The 19,670-nt window shown below is 37.6% G+C and carries 15 protein-coding genes; 8 read left to right on the top strand and 7 right to left on the bottom strand.

Annotated features, from left to right (window positions below; genetic code table 11):
• Window positions 1–24: 24 nt before the first annotated feature.
• Window positions 25–675 carry an RNA polymerase sigma factor gene (locus AWW67_RS13655; RefSeq protein WP_260311458.1) on the top strand — a complete coding sequence of 217 codons (651 nt, stop codon included), beginning with the start codon at window positions 25–27 and terminating at the stop codon, window positions 673–675.
• Complete coding sequence (locus AWW67_RS13650) at window positions 659–1,948, top strand: TonB family protein (protein WP_062302432.1); 1,290 nt, start codon at window positions 659–661, stop codon at window positions 1,946–1,948. The genes AWW67_RS13655 and AWW67_RS13650 overlap by 17 nt, the downstream gene beginning before the upstream one ends.
• Before the next feature lie 125 nt (window positions 1,949–2,073).
• Here the strand turns inward: AWW67_RS13650 and AWW67_RS13645 are convergent, their stop codons facing one another.
• A complete protein-coding gene (locus AWW67_RS13645; protein ID WP_062302430.1) occupies window positions 2,074–3,018 on the bottom strand; it encodes a hypothetical protein in 945 nt (314 codons plus the stop codon).
• 180 nt (window positions 3,019–3,198) lie between these two features.
• On the opposite strand from AWW67_RS13645, the gene AWW67_RS13640 reads away from it, so the two are divergent.
• Window positions 3,199–6,294, top strand: coding sequence for a WD40/YVTN/BNR-like repeat-containing protein (locus AWW67_RS13640; protein ID WP_082794054.1), 3,096 nt, complete (start codon window positions 3,199–3,201; stop codon window positions 6,292–6,294).
• 11 nt (window positions 6,295–6,305) lie between these two features.
• A complete protein-coding gene (locus AWW67_RS13635) occupies window positions 6,306–7,778 on the top strand; it encodes a S10 family peptidase (protein ID WP_062302427.1) in 1,473 nt (490 codons plus the stop codon).
• A 451-nt stretch (window positions 7,779–8,229) separates the two neighbouring features.
• Here AWW67_RS13635 and AWW67_RS19105 read toward each other — a convergent pair whose 3' ends face one another.
• Window positions 8,230–8,589 (bottom strand): hypothetical protein, encoded by a 360-nt coding sequence (locus AWW67_RS19105; protein WP_062302426.1) that lies wholly within the window; start codon window positions 8,587–8,589, stop codon window positions 8,230–8,232.
• A 283-nt stretch (window positions 8,590–8,872) separates the two neighbouring features.
• Here AWW67_RS19105 and AWW67_RS19100 point away from each other — a divergent pair, with 283 nt between their 5' ends.
• From AWW67_RS19100 to AWW67_RS13615, 3 genes are read left to right on the top strand one after another with little or no spacing between them, the layout of a single operon-like run.
• Window positions 8,873–9,994: a sensor histidine kinase gene (locus AWW67_RS19100; protein WP_062302425.1), complete on the top strand. Its 1,122-nt coding sequence runs from the start codon at window positions 8,873–8,875 to the stop codon at window positions 9,992–9,994.
• The gene (locus AWW67_RS13620; RefSeq protein WP_062302423.1) at window positions 9,991–10,401 is read left to right on the top strand and encodes a response regulator; all 411 of its coding nucleotides are present in this window, start codon (window positions 9,991–9,993) and stop codon (window positions 10,399–10,401) included. Before AWW67_RS19100 ends, AWW67_RS13620 begins: the two co-directional genes overlap by 4 nt.
• A gap of 30 nt (window positions 10,402–10,431) precedes the next feature.
• Window positions 10,432–11,112, top strand: coding sequence for a hypothetical protein (locus tag AWW67_RS13615; protein WP_176700059.1), 681 nt, complete (start codon window positions 10,432–10,434; stop codon window positions 11,110–11,112).
• Between the two features lie 7 nt (window positions 11,113–11,119).
• On the opposite strand, the gene AWW67_RS13610 is transcribed toward AWW67_RS13615, so the two are convergent.
• Window positions 11,120–11,719, bottom strand: coding sequence for a DinB family protein (locus tag AWW67_RS13610; protein WP_062302420.1), 600 nt, complete (start codon window positions 11,717–11,719; stop codon window positions 11,120–11,122).
• Window positions 11,720–11,829: 110 nt separating this feature from the next.
• Here AWW67_RS13610 and AWW67_RS13605 point away from each other — a divergent pair, with 110 nt between their 5' ends.
• Window positions 11,830–12,300, top strand: a complete 471-nt coding sequence (locus tag AWW67_RS13605; RefSeq protein WP_062302418.1) for a GNAT family N-acetyltransferase — start codon at window positions 11,830–11,832, stop codon at window positions 12,298–12,300.
• A gap of 52 nt (window positions 12,301–12,352) precedes the next feature.
• Here AWW67_RS13605 and AWW67_RS13600 read toward each other — a convergent pair whose 3' ends face one another.
• The 4 genes from AWW67_RS13600 to AWW67_RS13580 form a co-directional block, all read right to left on the bottom strand.
• Entirely contained in the window at window positions 12,353–13,447 is a 1,095-nt protein-coding gene (locus AWW67_RS13600) for a phytase (RefSeq protein WP_062302611.1), read from the bottom strand.
• 115 nt (window positions 13,448–13,562) lie between these two features.
• On the bottom strand, window positions 13,563–16,334 hold the full coding sequence (locus AWW67_RS13595) for a TonB-dependent receptor (protein ID WP_062302417.1): 2,772 nt from the start codon (window positions 16,332–16,334) through the stop codon (window positions 13,563–13,565).
• Between the two features lie 267 nt (window positions 16,335–16,601).
• The gene (locus AWW67_RS13590) at window positions 16,602–17,984 is read right to left on the bottom strand and encodes a DUF5106 domain-containing protein (protein ID WP_062302415.1); all 1,383 of its coding nucleotides are present in this window, start codon (window positions 17,982–17,984) and stop codon (window positions 16,602–16,604) included.
• Window positions 17,985–18,642: 658 nt separating this feature from the next.
• On the bottom strand, window positions 18,643–19,608 hold the full coding sequence (locus AWW67_RS13580) for a hypothetical protein (RefSeq protein ID WP_062302412.1): 966 nt from the start codon (window positions 19,606–19,608) through the stop codon (window positions 18,643–18,645).
• Window positions 19,609–19,670: the final 62 nt, after the last annotated feature.

Here is a 19,670-nt window from a genome sequence, read left to right as displayed (position 1 = left end):
GTTTATGTAAAAAATTCTTTAACCTTGAGATGCACGGCTTTTGAAGATTCCATAAAAGCAGAGAAAAAAAAATTCATTTATAATCCGTTGTTCTCGAAAAAACGAACTGATATCGCCCAAAAAACTGACCTAGAGCTGATTTTCGCTTATCAAGAAAATCAGGACAATAGGTGGCTTGGGGAGCTGTATAAACGATACATGAGTTTTGTGTATGGAGTTTGTTTGAAGTATTTGAAAGACCGCGATGCCGCCCAAGACATGGTGATGCAGGTTTTTGAAAAATTGCTGTCGCAATTACAAAATCAAAAAGTAGAAAATTTTAAAAGCTGGCTCTATGTGCTCACTAAAAATGAATGCTTAATGCTGCTCAGAAAACAGAAGTCGCAAGGGCATTCTGTAGAAAATGGAGAAGCCGTTATGGAAATTGCATTGGCTGTGCATCATGATACCGAAGCGAATGCATTGGAAAGTGATTTGACCAAATTGGAAGACTGTATTGGCAAACTGAATGAGGAACAAAAAGTCTGTGTGCAGTTCTTCTACATTGAAAAGAAGAGTTACCTAGAGGTGGTAGAACTAACAGGTTTTGACTTGAAGAAAGTAAAAAGCTACATTCAGAACGGACGTAGAAATTTAAAAATATGTGTAGAAAATCTTCGTGAACAAGAAGCATAACCATATTGAACAATTGACCCCAGCAATATTGGAAGCCTATAAAAAAGGACTTTTGAATGCTGAGCAACAACATCAAGTAGAAAAACTGATGTTGGAAGATCCATTCTATGTCGATGCACTAGAAGGCTGGGAACAAATTAGCGACACGGAGCTAAGTGCAGACTTAGCCAAGCTTGAAAGCCGACTAGACGAAAGACTGGAAGAAAAGAACAGCATTGGCTTTTGGACAATCACCAGAAGATTAGCCGCTACTTTATTGATTTTAATTACGGCTTCTTTTGTCTTTTTCTGGCTACAGAATAAAGATGAAGCACCTGAAGAATTCACAGCAAAAAAGGAAGTCGAAACTGAGGCCAGACCAAGCACGGACAGCCTTGAATTGATCAATCCAGACCAACTGGAGAAGCCAAAACTCACTGCTTCAAATACCGATACCAAACCCAAAACAATGATGCTCGCCCCGATTGCCGATGATGAAGAATTGGCTGAAATGATCATTGAAATTGAGGAAGAAAAGGAAAGCATTGATTTAAAAGCCCTTTCAGAAGCGACAGAAAACAAAGCTGCAAAAGCAAAAATGGAAGAGGCTGTTAGAATGGAAACGGCTAAAACGCTGGTCGAAGAAAAAAATGAAGCTCAAATGGCCAGAACAATGGATGTTCAAAGCATGCTGCAAAGCCGAGCAGCAGGGGTTAAGATTGATGGACCGAAAATCTCATTAACAATTGTTGACGCTAGTGACCTCTCGCCCCTGCCTCAAGTCTCTGTTTTTATCAAAAACACGACACAGGGAACAGCCACAAATATTCAAGGCAAAGCAGAAATTTCAGTCGACACTTCTGCAACTTACTTGGTTCGCTATTTAGGTTATGTTAGTCAGGAGTTTAAGATAAGTGACCTTTCTAAAATGAATGATACTATTAGAATGCAAGCTGATGCCACGGACCTGGCTGAAATGATTGTCACTAGTCAAGCTCGTGCTAACCAAAAAGCAGTGCCTGTAATGGGAATGTCTGAATACAAGGATTACTTAGAAAAGAGTATCATTTACCCTGAAAATGAGTCGAAAACCAGAGGTACGGTTCGGGTGGAGTTCACTATTAATGCAGACGGCTCCTTAAGTAATTTCGAAATCAAGAAAAGCTTAGGTACGGCTTTCGATACAGAAGCTATCCGATTAATCAAAGAAGGACCAGCTTGGCAAGCAGCTACGGATGAAAACGGAGCTTCAAAAGCTTCGACTGAGATTATTCGTGTCGTTTTTAAGCCATAAACACTGAGGCATACTGTAATAGAAGCGGAACCCTCCAAAAGTTCTTATTCATGGTTCATCTAAAGCCTTTGGCTTCTGCTGAAATAATGGCATCAACTTTTGGAGGGTTAAATTCGAGCTAAACCTTAGAGCCCATCCCATAACTTTTGGGGTGGTACCATAAAAATTGAAAAGCGCAAATAGCTTGAATCCTTAATATCATACTCACCAATGGCCTTCTTTATTCTATCACCGGGGTTTACAGTAAAATAAGTGAGGTTATGAACATAGCCTACATCTACTCCCACCCAAAGCCAGTCATGAATTTCTTGCTCTACCTTGAGTTTAAAATAAACATCAGCCCGCTGTAAAGTGATTAAATGCGCTTCATTTTGGAGGGCATCAGTAAGGTTGAATCTCCAATTCACCAACTCGGTTTGGTATATAAAGTGCGTACCCTCTTTCCAATGATACCTCAAATTAATTGAGCTTGGTAAAATGGCTTCAAACAACATTTTTTCTGAAAGCTGCTTTTTATAACTGAAGGTTGGGTAAATATTTAAAAGCCCCAAAGCGTAGTTTACTACACCTCCATAGCCAATAATTGTACTTTCGTTTAATTGCTTGCTGTATTCCCCCATTGCTAAATATCGACTGGAAAAGCGGTTAATGCTCCAAGTATCACTGGCCAGTTCTGTTAATATAATGAGCGAGAATTTCTTCTCTTTAGAAATGTTTCTTTGATACAGAAAGTTTAGTCCGGCATTGTTGAGGTGATTGTTATTTAAAAAATCGAATAATTCACCTTGTTGGCCTGTCCCAACACCATAGGATTGTTTATAATACTTAAACTGAAAGCCGAAAAGTGTTTTTTCCTTTAGAATAAGGGGCACCCCTAACCTCACTCTAAGCAAGTTATCTTTAGCTATGCTAGATATGGAGTTATTTTCACCAACAGGCTTCTCATAAGCTTCATAATTAGAAAGATATTCGGTAGTAAACTCAACTACTTTAGGCCGATAAGTGATAATGTCTTGAGCATTTACACCAATAGTTAAGAATAGAAAAAGGAAAGAAAGTAATAGTCGCATTAAAGGCTTAAGTCTAATCCAGAACTGACCAGGTTTCCAGATTCATTCAACTCGCAAGTAAGAGAAAAGTTCTGAATAATCATTAACCGACAATCCCTGCTCACCGCTCTTAAAAAATCAATCTTACCGTTTAATTCCTTTGCTTATCTTGATTTCCAAAATCAATCCAAATACTTAACTATGAAACGACTCCTATCTTTATCAGGACTGTTAATCATCTTATTCTCTACCCAAGTTATGGGGCAAATCAAGTCAGAAACCTACGCTGACTTAGACCTCAGACATATCGGCCCGGCCAATATGAGCGGAAGAGTAGTAGATTTAGCCGTACAAGAAAGTGACCCTTATATTTTCTACGTGGCCACCGCTACAGGCGGAATGTGGAAAACCACAAACAATGGCGTCACCTTTACTCCAGTTTTTGAAAATGAAACTACCCACTCAATTGGAGCCATTGCACTGAACCAAAGCAATCCAAACATCATATGGGTCGGAACTGGTGAACGTGCCAACCGTCAAAGTTCTTCATGGGGAGATGGTGTTTATAAATCTACTGATGCCGGTAAAACCTGGACCAACGTAGGCTTAAAGGATTCTCATCATATTGGCAGAATTGCATTGCACCCTACCAACCCAGACATTGCCTATGTAGCAGCAATGGGACATTTATGGGGCCCAAATAACGAAAGAGGCCTTTACAAAACCACTGATGGTGGTAAAAGCTGGGAGCGTATTATTTATGTAAATGATGATACAGGAGTTGTTGATGTGGCCTTAGATCCAAGTAACCCTAATATTTTAATTGCAGCCACTTATCAAAGAAGAAGAAGACCTTATGGTTTTGATGGTGGTGGACCAGGAAGTGGATTACACAAATCTACCGATGGTGGTAAAACATGGAAAAAATTAACCAATGGTTTACCTGAAGGTGAGTATGGCCGTATCGGCATCACCATGTATCCAAAAAACACAAACATTATTTATGCTTCCGTAGAACAAGGTTTCCAATACAATGCTTCTACGGCTTACAACGAGCGTAGAGCTGGTTTATACCGTTCTGACGACAAAGGTGAAACCTGGAAATTCATGAGTGATTGGAATCCAAGACCAATGTACGCCAGTCAGCCTTATGTAGACCCAAATGATGACAAGCGTGTATACATGCAAAATCAATTCAGTTATTCTACTGATAGCGGAAAAACGTTTACTGCTCCTCGTCAGTCATTGCACGGTGATGACAGAATTGTTTGGGTAAACCCTAACGATTCCCGTCATGTAATCAAAGGTGATGATGGTGGAATTGGTATTTCTTACGACCAAACCAAAACTTGGCTATTTGTTACCAATTTACCAGTAAGTCAGTTTTACAGAATTGCAGTTGATAATGCTGAACCATATAATATTTATGGCGGATTGCAAGACAATGGTAGCTGGGTAGGACCTAACGCTACTTACAACAGTGATGGAATTCTTAATTCAGATTGGAGAAGAACTGGTGGTGGAGACGGTTTCTTAAGTTTACCTCACCACACCCAAGAAGGCGTGATGTATGGTGAATCTCAGTATTTAGGCCTTTTCAAACTAGATTTAAACACTGGTCAAAGAAAATCAATCAGACCGGGCGACCCGAAAGGCGCTATTGGCGCCAGAAGAAACTGGGATTTCTGGGGGCCGGGTTTGCCTGAGCCAGATTTGGAAAATGCCATGGCTCCAGCCAACTGGGACGGACCTTTCTTTCTTTCTTACCATAACCCTAATACAATTTATGCAGGTACTAACGTGCTTTGGAAAAGTACAGATGGCGGAAACTCATGGGAATCTTTAGGTGATTTAACCACCAAAGTAAATCGTAGAGATTTGAAAATCATGGGAAGAAGAGCTACAGAAGACACACCTTCTTTAGATGATGGAATTCCATACTACCCTACCCTTACTGCAGTAGCCGAAGATCGCTTTACGCAAGGTTTGCTTTATGCAGGAACAGATGACGGCTTGCTTCAAGTATCGAGTGATGATGGTCAAACATGGACGGATGTTACTTCAAAGTTGAGCGGTTTACCAAAAGAAACGTGGATTAACACTATTGAGGTTTCAAGCCACAATGCAGGAACAGCTTATGTCGCTATTAACAATTACAGAAATAACGATTTCAAAAACTACGTATACAAAACTGTTGACGGTGGCAAAAACTGGACTTCAATTACGGGTAACCTACCAGCAGATCGCGTAGCGAGAACTTTAAGAGAAGACCCTAAAAACCCAAGCTTACTTTATTTAGGAACTGAATTAGGCCTTTTTATCAGTAACAATGGTGGTAAAAACTGGATTGAGCTGAAGAACAATATGCCAACTTTGCCTTTCAATGATTTAGTAATTCATCCAAGAGACAATGATTTGGTTTTAGCTACGCACGGGCGTGGTGTTTGGATTTTAGATAACCTTAACTCAATTCAAGAACTCACTACTTCTGTAGCCAACCAAGATGCTGCCCTTTTCAGCATTGATAAAGGTGTAATGATTAATTATACAAGTGAAGGCGCCCATGTGGGTGATATGTTCTTTAGAGGCGAAAACCCTGTGCGCGGAGCAATCATTGATTACTACTTGAAAGCGCCAGTAAAAGAGAGCGAGATTTCATTGACTATTCACGACACGCACGGTAACCTTATCAGAACTTTAGCACCCGACACCGTAGCTGGTATTCAGCGCGAAGTATGGGATATGAATTACGAAAGCTTTGCTCCAGCTTCATCAGGAAATGGCGGACGCAGAGGTTTTGGATTAAGCGGCCCTAAGGTAGTTCCTGGAAATTATGTAGCTAAGTTAACCGTAAAAGGAAAATCCTATACTCAAACTTTTGTAGTAGAAGACGACCCAAGATTGAATATTGATATTGCTGATAGAAAAGCATGGACAGCCAAATTGATGGAAATTGGTGAATTTTCTTTGAAAGCCACAGAAGCCATGAGCGATCTTGCTGAATTGCAAAGACACCTAAGTCAGTTAGATAGAAAAAAAGTAAAGTATGATGAAGCAGCTGCTAAAGAAATCAGAAATTTAGCCGGCTTATATACTGAACTGATGAGCCGTGTAAGAGGTGTTTACTTTGGCGCTTCGGGTTGGATAGGCCAGATCACTGGCGATCAGCAGGCGCAGTTCGACTATTTGCAAGAGATGCTAATCAAGTTAGAACCGAAGAAAAAAGCAGTATTGAATGATACAGTTAAAAAACTCAATAAGAGTTTAAGTAAGGAAAATAGATATACAGGTCAATAATTTTATAGCATATGAAAATCAAAGCTTTAATAGTGCTCTTGGCCATTACCACATCGGTAATGGCCCAGGATCGAAAAATTGATGTAGAATCAAAAGTGGTAACAACACATGAGGTAACCATAAAAGGAAAACGTGTACCCTACTCGGCCACTGTGGGTACTCAACCCGTTTGGGATAATAATGGAGACCCAATTGCCACTCTGTTTTACACCTATTACGAAAGAACAGATGTAAAAGACAAAGACAGTCGCCCGTTGGTAATTTCATTTAATGGTGGCCCTGGTTCTGCTTCGGTTTGGATGCACTTGGCTTATACGGGGCCTCGCATTCTTAAAATTGATGATGAAGGCTACCCAATTCAGCCTTATGGAGTTAAGGACAACCCAAATTCCATTTTAGATGTAGCCGATATTGTTTTTGTAAACCCTGTGAACACAGGCTATTCCAGAATCACAGACCCGAAAGCGAGTAGATCGACTTTCTTTGGTGTAAGGCAAGATATCGCCTATTTATCTGAATGGGTAAACACTTTTGTAACACGTGCCAACCGCTGGAGTTCACCAAAGTATTTGATTGGAGAAAGTTACGGAACTACTCGTGTTGGCGGAATGGCCTATGAGCTACAAAACAATCAATGGATGTACTTAAATGGTGTTATTTTGGTTTCTCCAACCGACATGGGAATCGATCGAAGCGGCCCGGTAGAAGCCGCCAATCGTTTGCCATATTTTGCCGCTACCGCTTGGTACCATAAGCAACTTCCTTCTGATTTACAGAGCAAAGATTTGCTAGAAGTATTAGATGAAGTTGAAAGCTACGCTATAAACAAGTTTATTCCTGTGTTAGCCAAAGGTGCTTGGGCTACGGAATCTGAAAAGAATGAAGCCATTAAAATGTTTGCTCGTTATTCTGGTTTAGATGAAGAAATCATCAGACAGCATAACCTTGATGTACCTTACAACTTCTTTTGGAAGGACTTACTCCGTCATGAAGGACATACCGTTGGTCGTTTAGATTCGCGCTACAAAGGTATTGATAGAATGGACGCTGGTATGGGGCCCGATTTCAATGCTGAACTCACATCTTGGTTGCATTCATTTACTCCTGCCATTAACCAATATTTCATGAATGAGTTAGGCTACAAAACAGACATCAAATACAACATGTTTGGGCCTGTTAACCCTTGGGATCGATCAGGCGATAATTCTGCAGAAAGCTTACGCAAGGCAATGGCCATGAATCCTTACTTAAAGGTTATGACACAAAGTGGTTACTACGATGGCGCTACTACTTACTTTAATGCTAAATACAACATGTGGCAGACCGACCCAAGTGGTAAATTAAAAGACAGAATGAGCTTTAAAGGTTACCGCAGTGGTCATATGATGTATTTGAGAGCTGAGGATTTAGCTCAATCGAACGAAGATATCAGAGAGTTTATCAAGAATTCAATACCACCAGCAGGTACTCCTGCGAAGTATTAGTGAATTTTATCTTCAAACCCAAAAGCAGGTTGCTGAGTAAGCAACCTGCTTTTTTTATATTAAAAAACAATATTCAAACTCTCATCTCTTTTATTCAAATTTTCAGCCTGTCATAAATTGGCCTCCAATGAAAAACCCTCTATAGTTCCATTATATTAGCCTCCTTTTTAAACCCAAAAACAGAACATTACTATATTCTAATTATTATCCCTATCTTAATAAAAACAAACGGGATATCCGTTTTTCATTAAGTATAGTGTATGCCGCATCGATTAGCTAGATTTTCTGCAATTAAAACAATCAGAAGCCTCGCCCTATTAATTATTTCATTCTCATTAATCGCGATAACGGGCTGGATTTCTCAAACTCCAATGCTTTTGAGAATTGTAGAATTTGGTCCTACAATGAAATTTAACACTGCTGTTTGTTTTTTATTTTCTGGTTTAGTTCTCTATACATTCACCTTAAAACCTTCGAATAGAAAAATCCCTTTATTGCTTACACTTCCTATTATTATCATTTGCGGAGTTACTCTAATAGAATACCTTTTTAATATAGATATAATAGCTACACTATTAATCGAAGACAATATTTCATCAAAGTCAATCGGTAGAATGTCTGCTGCTACTATGATGTGTTTTTTGATGTTTAGCCTATCTTTTTGGCTCGTATCATCTAAGAAACAAGTAAACAAGCAGTATGGTGAATCAGTCGCAATAATCATTTTTATAACTGCTCTACTTTCGTTGATATTGTTTGTTCTTAGAATACCAATAGAGGGAAGGTTAAAAGTAATGGATACAATGGCCATTCACACTTCCTTATCTTTCATTTTTCTCAGTATAAGCTGTTCTTTAGTTAATCCAACAATCGGTTTTACGTCATTCCTCAATAGCAACCTTTATGGCGACAAAATAATTAAGTCTGTTCTACCCGTCATTCTAATATTGCCAATACTCATTAGCTCCATACTTTCAAGACTAATCGACACAGCTGTACTGAATATTGATTTGGGTCTTGCGGTGTATTCGATAGTTCTAATTTTAATTAGTAGTGTTTTAATCACTCTATATGGGAAAAGAATCAATAGGATTTTGAAACAGAAAGTTGAGTTAGAACAGTCTTATAATGCGGTAAACCAAGAACTTTTAGACTACAGATATGCCATTGACCAAGTAATGTCTGTGACAATTGCATCACCCACACAAAAAATACTTTATGTAAACGACATGTTTTGTGAAACCTCTGGTTATTCTAGAGCTGAAATTCTTGAGGAGGGCTACCGATTGGTTCAAACAGATCATCATCCGCCTGAATTTTATGAAGGCATGGGAAAAACAGTATCTATGGGGCAGGTTTGGCGAGGCGAAATATTGAACAAATCCAAATCGGGTAAAACACGTTGGTCACACTTAACCATTATTCCTTTTAGAAATTCCGAAGGTGAAATTTACCAACACCTTACTTTTGAGAAAGACATTAGTTTAGAAAAGAAAGCTGAAGAACTGAATCGGCAGTATGTACATGAACTGAAAAACAAAAACAAAGAGCTACAGGAATTTTCTTACATCGCATCGCACGATTTGCAAGAACCGTTAAGAACAATTACGAACTACTCAGGCCTATTTTCTAAAATGTATAAAAGCACGTTAGATAAGCAGGGAGTTGAGATTCTTCAGTTTATAGAATCTGCTGCTACTCGAATGCAGACTCTTATTCATGATATTCTTGACTATAGTAGAATTGGGAAAGAAAAGGAAAAAACCGAAATCGATACTAAAAGCATAGTAACACAAGTTATTGAGGATTTGTCGGCATTAATCAACGAAACCAATGCTAAAATAAAAGTTGGAAATCTACCAACAGTACATGGTGCTGAAACCGAGATAAGAATTGTCTTTCAAAACTTAATCAACAATGCTATTAAGTTTAGAAAAATAGATAAAACTCCTTCTATCGAAATTGGATATCAGGAAGAAAAAACCAATCATAAATTTTCCATTATTGATAATGGAATAGGCATTGCCCCTCAATACAAAGACAAAATTTTTCAAATTTTTCAAAGGTTACATAAGCAGTCAGAATATACAGGCACAGGTATTGGATTAGCCCATTGCAAAAAAATAATTGAAAGGCATAAAGGCGAAATATGGTTTGAGCCTAATGACCAGCAGGGTACTACATTTTATTTCACTATTAAGAAAAAGCAGGTATGAAAAAGAAATTAAGGGCTATACTACTAGTTGATGACAACCCTGCTGATAACTTGTATCATAGAATGGTAATTGAAGCAGAGAACGTTACAGAGTCAATAATCATTGTTGAAGACGGAATTGAGGCACTAGAGTACCTTACCAATTGCCCTGAAGAAAATCAACCTGATTTGATTTTTCTTGACATCAATATGCCCAGAATGAACGGTTGGGAGTTTTTAGATGAGTATGACAAGTTGGATTCAACTCAAAAAGACCACTGCATAATGATGATGCTGAGCACTTCAGATGCTGTAGAAGACAAACTAAAAGCTACTAAGTATAAATACATTAGAGGTTATAGTTCTAAACCATTAACAGCTAAAATGCTACGAGAAGTTATCGAGGATAACTTTGCGGATTATCTGTAATTGTTGACCTCTTTTTAATTCCAATGCACTATGATACCTGCCGGCACATCTACTAAAAACCTAAAACGGGCTCCGTTTTCAGGCATAACTTGCGCTAATTGCCAAAGTGAGAACAATATCATATCTGTATCTGCTTCATACCTTCACATAATTTGGATCCCCCTCTTTCCATACAGAAAAACAATGGGTATTGTGTGTTCTAACTGTAAACACGTAGTAAGAATTTATGAAACTTCAGAGGAAGTAAGAGAAATGGCAAAGCAGCTTAAAGCCACAGTTAAACCGCCTTGGTATCTGTTTTTAGGTTCAATTATACTCACTCTAATAATCGGACTCCTTGTTGTTCAGAGTATATCAAGGAAAAATAAATATAGTGCATACCTAGAAAACCCTCAGGTGAATGATATTTATGCCTTACGTAATGCTTACGAGACTCCTGAAAATAAATATGAATTATGGAAGGTGATAAATGTAAAAGAAGACTCAATAGACATGTCTGTTTCGATTTTCAAATACCGGTATATTCCTAATCAACTAAAACCAGAAGATCTATTTTTTGACAATTACATTATATATCATAAAAACACTATGCTTGAGTTTCTGAAAAATGGCACAATTGCAAAAGTATCGCGAGGAATGACCATAGCTAAAGGTAACAGTACAGAGCCCATCCCTGATTCTACCAATATAGATCCCGATTATTCTAAATAATCTTTAATTAATTATTGACCACCCCATTCATAAAATCGACTTTGGGATTGATTGGGTTGCCCGCCATTCGCCTGAGCGTAACCACCTGACCTATGTGCCAAAGGGCATCTTCCAATGGGCCGTTCAGTCCATTCCAAAAAGGCAACTTTTGCCCACTCCCATTGGCGGATTGAAATACCAAATTGTAACGTTCAAAATCTTCATCGTTACTCATTTTTAATAAGGCGCTACTGGTTTGAATAAAGGAAAGCACCTTAGCTCTCTTCTCTTCGAAACTAAGCTCATTACTTTCAACCGGAAAAGTAGTAGGCTGTTCCATTACCGCATTGGTAAACATTAATACCAAAGTGTAAACATGATCAATTGTTTCTCCTATAGTTCTCGACTCCTCTCCTGCTTTAAAGCTTAAGTTTTCATTAGTAAGCCCTTGTGTAGCCCAATAAAACCGAAAGCCAAGTCCGTCCGTCATTCGTCCCATTAATGTTCCTGAAGTGTAAACCTTTGCTGCAGGAGGTATTTCTCTAAAGGGAAGAATATTTTGTGCATTTGCCAAGCCTGCAAACGATATTAGAAAAAGGAGCAAGAAAATAATTTTACGATTGGCCATGTTTCAATATTATTCAATAATATGGCTAAGATAAGAAGAATGAATAACCATTACTTTTCAAGAGTAAATAAGTAAATAGTCCATCCAACTTTCTACCTTTCATTAGTCATATGCAAGTCATTCAAACCAAACGATTATCAGAAGAGCAAAAAGAAAGGATAATGACCTTGTGGAATGCTGAATATCCGGCCTCATTAGGCTATACTACCATAGCTGAATTTGATGAGTTCCTTAACAAAATAGAGCAACTGAAGCATTATATTCTTTGCAACCTTAATCAAACAATTATAGGCTGGCTTTGTGTTTTTATTCGGAATGAAGAGACATGGTTTTCAATAATTTTAGATAGTGATTTTCAAAAACAAGGGTTAGGAAAAAAACTGATAAACTTAGCCAAGCATGACTTTGAAGCCCTTAATGGCTGGGTAATAGATAATGACACCTGTAAAAAATCAGATGGGTCATTGTACGCCATCCCACTCCCCTTCTACCTAAAAAACGACTTTAACGTACTCAGTGAGGTTCGTTTAGAAACCGAAAAAATTTCAGCGGTAAAGATTCGATGGGAACGTATACCGTAGATTAGAAAAAATAAAGTCTAGGCTTACCTTTCGGGGCGCCTAGACTTTCAAACTAAAGTGTTGAGTTTTTTATTTTACTTTTTAAAAGCTCGCCTAAAATATCTTCGACCTTATAATATTGAAAGGTGCGATTATCTGACATCGCCACAAAGATTCCATGTTTAAAGGTATCGTTAAAGGCTACATTGCTAATTTCAGATCCATCACTTTCGTTTGTTAAAACCTTGATGGTTTTCAATAGCTCATGCTGATGAGGGTTGTCGACAGTTCCTTCTCTCGAAAAGATTTGAAACTGATTTGCCTGCTGATCTGACACCAGAATAAATCCTTTACCATTACCAGCGTCAAAAATGGAAATACCTTCGTTATCATCTAAAAAAGCTGATTTCCCGAATAAGGCCAATTCCTTGTTTCCCATTTCAGGATCTGCGTAATATTTCTTCACCCCAACGTTTTCATCTGAATAGTACACAAAACCTAATTCGTTATCTACAGCAATAGCTTCGATTTCCTTCACGCCACTAAAGTATCCGAATTTTCTCACTAAAGTCGCTTTTACGGTACCTTCAGCAGTTCCTTCTAATAAATATTGCCATAAATAAGTACCATCTACAGGACCCGTTTTTCTACCCATAATTGCGAAAATGGCACCATCGGTTGGTCTCTTATAAAGGGCTACCCCCATTAAATCACGGAATTCAGCGCCTTCTTCACCTTCAAAAACTGGAATTCCGCCATTGTCAATAGGTTTCATTTCTGGTAAAGCAAATACACGCATGTTATGGGTAAATCTTTCGCCAGTTACAGCTATATCAACAGTATCGTTACCTATAACCAAACCATATTCGATATCAACATTATTGGGTCTTTTTAAACCTCTTACAGTTCTTTCTTCAATCACCTTTCCGTTTAAATCGAAGGCATATAATGCACCATCAACATCCTTATCCGTACCAATAATCATACTTTGAGCAGGATCATTTGGGTTAACCCAAATGGCAGGATCATCGGTATCGTGAAGTGTTGCCTCTGTAATAATAACTGGTTTGATAATGTCTGTATCTATAACAGTTTTCTCTTTTGCAGCTCCGCAAGCCACCATAGTAAGGCTAACTGCAAGTGCAATATTTAGGGTTATTTTCTTCATAAATAAAATTTGAAAAGAAGTAGTCATTTTGTACTAGTCGAAAAATCAGCGAACCCTGACCTCGATACATCGAGATCAGGGTCACAGGTTTATCTCAAATACTTTTCCTTACTTATTAATTATTAAACAAATCGAATTTTATACCAGCGTTAAACCTAACATTGTAATATTCAGCTTGCATGGTTCTAGAGCTAATGCCTTGGTAATAGCGCAATGGCTGATTAGTTAAGTTCTTTACCTCAAAAAAGAATCTCCAATTATTACTGAAGGCATAAGAACCATTTACATCTACAAATGTCTGCTTGTCGTAGTATCTGTCATCGAAACTCTCGCCACCAAGTTCATCAATATAGTCGCTGGCATAGTTTAGCGAAGCTCTTAATACTAACTTTTCTGTTTCGTAAGAAAGAGACGCATTGAACATGTTATTGGCAGTACCCGGAAGTTCTAAATCATCGGCTTCTCTACCTTGAATACCAGTAGTATTAGAACCGGTGTAAGTATAGTTCAAATACAATCCTAAACCTTTCCAGATTTGTCTTTGGAAAGAAACTTCAAGCCCGTAAATCTCTGCTGTTCCACCATTTTTTGCGGTAGTAAATTGCAAATCATTACCATATACGGGGTCGTTATAACCTTCAACCCTTTGAGGGTAAATGAAGTTATCGAGGTTTTTGTAAAACACCCCGCCAGAAACGATACCAATATTATCGAAATAGTTTTCGTACATCAGGTCAAAGTTCATGGAAGTTGTAGCCTTCAATTCTGGATTACCTTTTTCTAGTTCCTCGTCTTCGGCACTGAACTGCACATAAGGAACAAGGTCATAATAGTTTGGTCTGGCAATGGTGTTGGTAAAGGCAAATCTTAGGATTGAAAAATCAGAAAAATTGTAGTTTAAGTGAACACCAGGCATAAAGTTAGTATAGCTCTGAGAATCCTCTACTTCACCAAGTCCTTCCTCTTCATCAATATCATACACATACCCTTTATAGTCGATGCTGGTAGATTCTAGCCTTAAGCCTAAAATGGCAGAAAACTCATCTGTAAACTGAATATCCGACATGGCATAAGCCGCATAAATATTTTCAGTAGCACTATAATTACCCGCTAAATACTCTTCTAAAATATCTTCAGAATCGAATTGACCAGAATTTAGATTTAGGCCACCCAAAAATTTTGGTGTTCCGAATATACCCGCTCTAAACTGGCTTCCTGGTAAGAAATCAGATTCAGAATAATCATTGTTTGGTATGTCACCAATTGTTGCTCCAAAAGCATTTTCATCTGTTGGTTCGTAAGCAAAGAAATTATTATCTCTTTCCTTTTTCTTAATTCTGGCTCTACCTCCAAACTTTAAAATACCATTTTCAGATATTGGAAGAGCAAAGTCTAACTTACCATTTATGTCTCTATCGAAAGTGTATCCGTTCTGTTCTGAAAGCTCATTAAAGCCAATCCCGGCATTATCGGCTGGGTTTGCTAATATGGCAAGCGGAAATTCTGGGTTGCTTAAGTCTACATTTACATTCTGATTTTTAGACCTGTAACTTAAGTATCTTTCGTTTGGTCTTTCTTCAGAAGCTTTTGCATAGGTAGCAGACCAAGTCATTTTCAATCTGTCCAATTGGTGTTCTCCTTTCAAAGATAGGTTTCTGTTTCTTTGGTCTTCAAGTCTACGGTTATCTACCCTATCGTTTCCAATTCCACCTTTGGTTTGAAATTCTACTCGGGCAGCAGAAACATTATACTTATTATTTCCAAGGCTCGTAAAATCACCATCGTTGAATGCGTCTTCTAGCTGGCTTACTCGCATTCTAAAACGGTTCTCCCAATCATCTCTCCAGTTGTAGGTTCCTGAAAGAAAGATTTTGTTATTCTTATTGATTTGGTAATCCAAAGCAAGGTTGGCGCTTCTTCTTATTCTTTGTACTCTGTATTCTCTAATGTCGAATTCGTCAATGTAAGTATTGCCGTCATCTCCTTTCACCCAAACTGCTTCAATATCGTCCGAGCCAAAGTTATGATTGTTGTAAGAAGCTGAAAAAACTGCTCCCAATTTTCCGTTGGCAAAACGATCGGCAGCAACCAGTGAACCTGTCCAAATGGCTTTATCTGAAAGAAAATTGTAGCCTGAAGCCAAAGTTCCTGAAAGTCTTTGTCCGGTAGGTTCAGAACGAGTAACTAAATTTACAGAGCCTCCAATGGCATCGGCATCCATATTTGGTAACACTGCTTTGTTTACCTGAATGGTTTGAATCATATCTGAAGGAATTAAATCCAGCTGAACGTTTCGGTTATCGCCTTCGGCAGAGGGGATTCTTTCACCATTAAGTGTTACCGAGTTCAACTGTGGTGCAAGGCCTCTAATAATAATATTCCTTGCTTCTCCTTGGTCGTTTTGAATAGTTATACCCGGGATTCTCTTTAGTGCATCACCAATATTGGCATCAGGAAAACGACCTACTTGATCGGCAGAGACTACATTAGTGATGTTGGCATTTGTACGCTGCTGATTCAATGCTTTGGCCTGACCTTTTAATCTATCGCCTACTACCATTACTTCTCCGGTTTGAGTGTAACCAGGCTCCATAGTAATATTACCCAAAGTAGTTTGGCCAGCCACCACGGTAATCAATTGTTCTACTTTTTTATAACCTACATAAGAAACCGTTATGTTATGATCTCCTGCAGGTATTTCAATTATAGTATAGTTACCGTTAACATCTGTAACGCTTCCTTTATTTATAGTTGGAATAAAAACTGTGGCTCCAGGTAACCCTAAGCCAATTTCGTCAGTCACTTTACCACTAATGATTCCGTTTTGCGCAATGGCAACACTAGAAAACAAAAGCGCTAATAGTAATGTGTGTAAAAGTTTTTTCATAGATAGATTAGGTTAAAAATTTGCTGTGCCAAATCTGACCAATGAAGAAAAACTAGTCGTTTCGTAAAGGTTAAGAAAAAGGCAAGATACCTTGTTTCTGTGTTAAGAATTTAAGAGTAGTGAATGGTTAGAAGAATCAAATAGACCACTTATTGAGGTAATATTAAGGATTTGTAAGAGGTGATTTACTTAAGAATTAAGCCAATATTACCCGTTTGTTAGCGAGTTAAAATCAATTGGTAAGCATACCAAGGCCAACGCTAACTATTAGTTATTAACGGTATTCATATAATCGACAATTTGGCTTGCGCTGATTCGCTTTAATACGATACGTTTATCCTTATCTAGCAAATAGAGTGTTGGGTAAGACTGCACGTTATAATCTCGTTCACTATTCAAGGCACCATCGACATTCATCAAGTTTACCCAGTTATCTTTGGTTTTATTCATAAGTACACCTTTCCAAGCGGTTTGATCACCTTCCCTAAAAACGGTGACTACTTTAAAAGAGGGTAATACGGCTTGATCCATGTTAGAAAGCTCTTCTAATACCTTTTCGCACGGAATACAATCGGTTTGCATAAAGGCAAGTATGGTATACTCAGCCGACTGAGCATAAAGTGATTGTTTTGTGCCGTTTACATCTGGCAGTTCAAAATTGACAGCCAGTTTTCCACAGAGATTATTCCTTAAGTTATCTGCACTAACTTTTAACTTGGTTAGCCCCTCTTCATCCATCCAAACTGCTTTTCCGGACAAATAGTAATTATCTACCAAATGCAAATAGACTTCATCTTGGCAAATCACTTTTGTCTTTGCAAATTTATTTAAAAGCGTAATTAAGGTGTATTTAAAATATTCATCATTAGCACTCGCCTTTCCCAACAAGTATTCAGTAGCTGCGATTAGTGAATCAGGTTGCTGTAAGGTAAGTTGGTCGGTATAAGCCATCAATTTGGGGTGATAGACAGGCGAATACAGTAAATCGCTTTGTGAAAAATCAATATTATCGAAGTAATGCTTTCTGTATTCGTAAAATCTAAAAGCATTGATTTCATCGTCCGATAGACCTTCAGGTGCATCTTTGGGCACATATTCCATAGATGCACTTATCAGTTTGGCCATAAAACTATTAGGGTATTTTTCTACAAATTCCTTTTGTCTTACTTGCCCTTTTTGGTTCATATCCATGCGCATAGTGGCCTTTTGCTCATCGTTTAATTGAGCATTGCCCTCTATTTTCTGCAAATCCATTTGCCTCTGATTGTTGTATTTTAGGTACTCATAAAGCTTTGCATTTTCCTCAGATGCAATCACTTCCATTGCTCCAATTACATCATCCTTATTGGTTTTCATTATTACCCTAGGTTCTTTGGCTACGAACTCAAAGTAATTGTTATCGGGGAAAACCAACATGCACAAACCCACATGAAGCGTATCTATTTTAAAATTCACTAAACCGCCTTCTTGAGAAAGCGACTCCTGCTTGATGTATTGTTTATCGCCTAAATAATACGCCAAACGCATATTTTCACCAGCAGCCAAACCCTCGATGGTAAAGCTATAGTCTGCATTGTAAATTTCTTGGGCAGAAGTTTTAGAAGTAATTCCGAGTACAAATACCAGAATAAGGAGTTTTAAAATACGCATGCCGAAAGATAATTGATTTTAGGTTTTGAAGGGAATTGAACTGGAGATAAAAGCATTCTGAATACTAAGCTGGAGAACCAACTTTTCCATCATTTCGAACTTGAATAAAGTCACTCTTCAAAGGAAGTCTCATGTAGAAACATTGCATACATAGAACTTGTTATTAATGCCAAAAAAACCAAAAAATGGAGAAGGAATGAACAGACAACAGATGTATATATTTTCGACAAGTAGTATTGAACCTCAGAATATTTGAACTCAAAGGGAATATTAAAATCTGACACCAAAAGAAAGATGATAATTAATGAAGCTATAACAATAGTATAGCTAATCTGCTTGATCAAGACATGATAGAATGAAGATAATCTCTTACTTAGTCTTTTCTCAGGATGATCAATACTCTCAATATATTTAGACCTAGCGTTATTAGCTTTATCTGAAACATAAACCATTAAAGTGAATAGAAAACCAGTAAAGATTGCGAGAGCATTCAGTAATTTCTCCGCTAAAATCCCTACTGAAACTATATTGAAAAACGACAATATTAGACCTAAAATAAAAGGCAATACAAAAAACAAGACAGTACGTCTTCTCTTATTTTCTATAGACCTGATTCCATCTATTAAAATCTCTCCTATATGAAACTGATCATTCATGTTTAAAACCCAGAATTATCTTCAGATAACATTTCATTAACAAGCCCCAAACAATAACCTTTCATTTTTTTAAAATCAGGTTGACTGTGATTATCGAGAAGCTCGGAGGGCAAATACAATGTAGGTATAACTTGAAAATCTTTAGACATTTTTGCTGTGGTGATTCTCCCATCAGCAGACTGGAAAGTCATTTGTACCTCATAATCTTCTGACTCAGCTTTAGTAGCATCCTTATTTAGTAAAGTAGAAATCACTCTTTTTAAATCACTCTTCTGAACCCTTCCAATGGATTTTTTAGCTTCTTCATCCAAGCCTTCTAAAACAAGTCTCAATCTATAATTAGCCTCAACTGGAATTACTTCATTAAATTTAGCTTTAGCACTCGTAGTTGGTTTACTGTTCAAAAAAGTAATTTTTTTTGTTACACTTCCTTTTAAATATTCTTCCCTTAATTTTTTCGGTACATGAGGAAACGGACTAAAGGAGATACCACGGTCTCTAAAAAACAACTGTAGTAAGTCATAAAAAGCGCTGGTAATTGTTAAGTCTGAATACGACTGAACTAAAAGAAAGCCATATTTCATATCAACAGGGGTATACATCATCACATAGAAAGGTGTACTCGTGATATGTTCCTTTTCAACTTTCCCTATAAGTACTCCGTCTTCATTAAAAATTTCCCTTTCAACACCAATGAGACCGCCATTAAGCATTAGATCTATCCTTTGTTCAGCTTCATTATAGCTGTAAACACTAGCTACTTTAACGGCCTTATTACCTTCTTCGTCCTTTTTAAATTGATCTAAATGCAATAATAAGTATTTGAGAAGTGATTCCTGAACTTTGTCTATATCGAAACTCTCACCAAAAAACAAAGGGTTTAACACTTCTAAATTTTTTGTATTACCTCTACTTTTCGCCTTTCTCAACGTAAACTTATAAACCTGTAATTTTAATCGCTGTGCCATAATCTATCTATTAAAACATAACTAAAGTAGTTATATTTTTTCATACTTTTTATTCTTAAAAA

The sequence above is a fragment of the Roseivirga seohaensis genome (assembly GCF_001592945.1).
Classification (GTDB): domain Bacteria; phylum Bacteroidota; class Bacteroidia; order Cytophagales; family Cyclobacteriaceae; genus Roseivirga; species Roseivirga seohaensis.
Note: the sequence above shows the minus strand (reverse complement) of the source record. Positions and strands in the feature narration are given on the sequence as shown.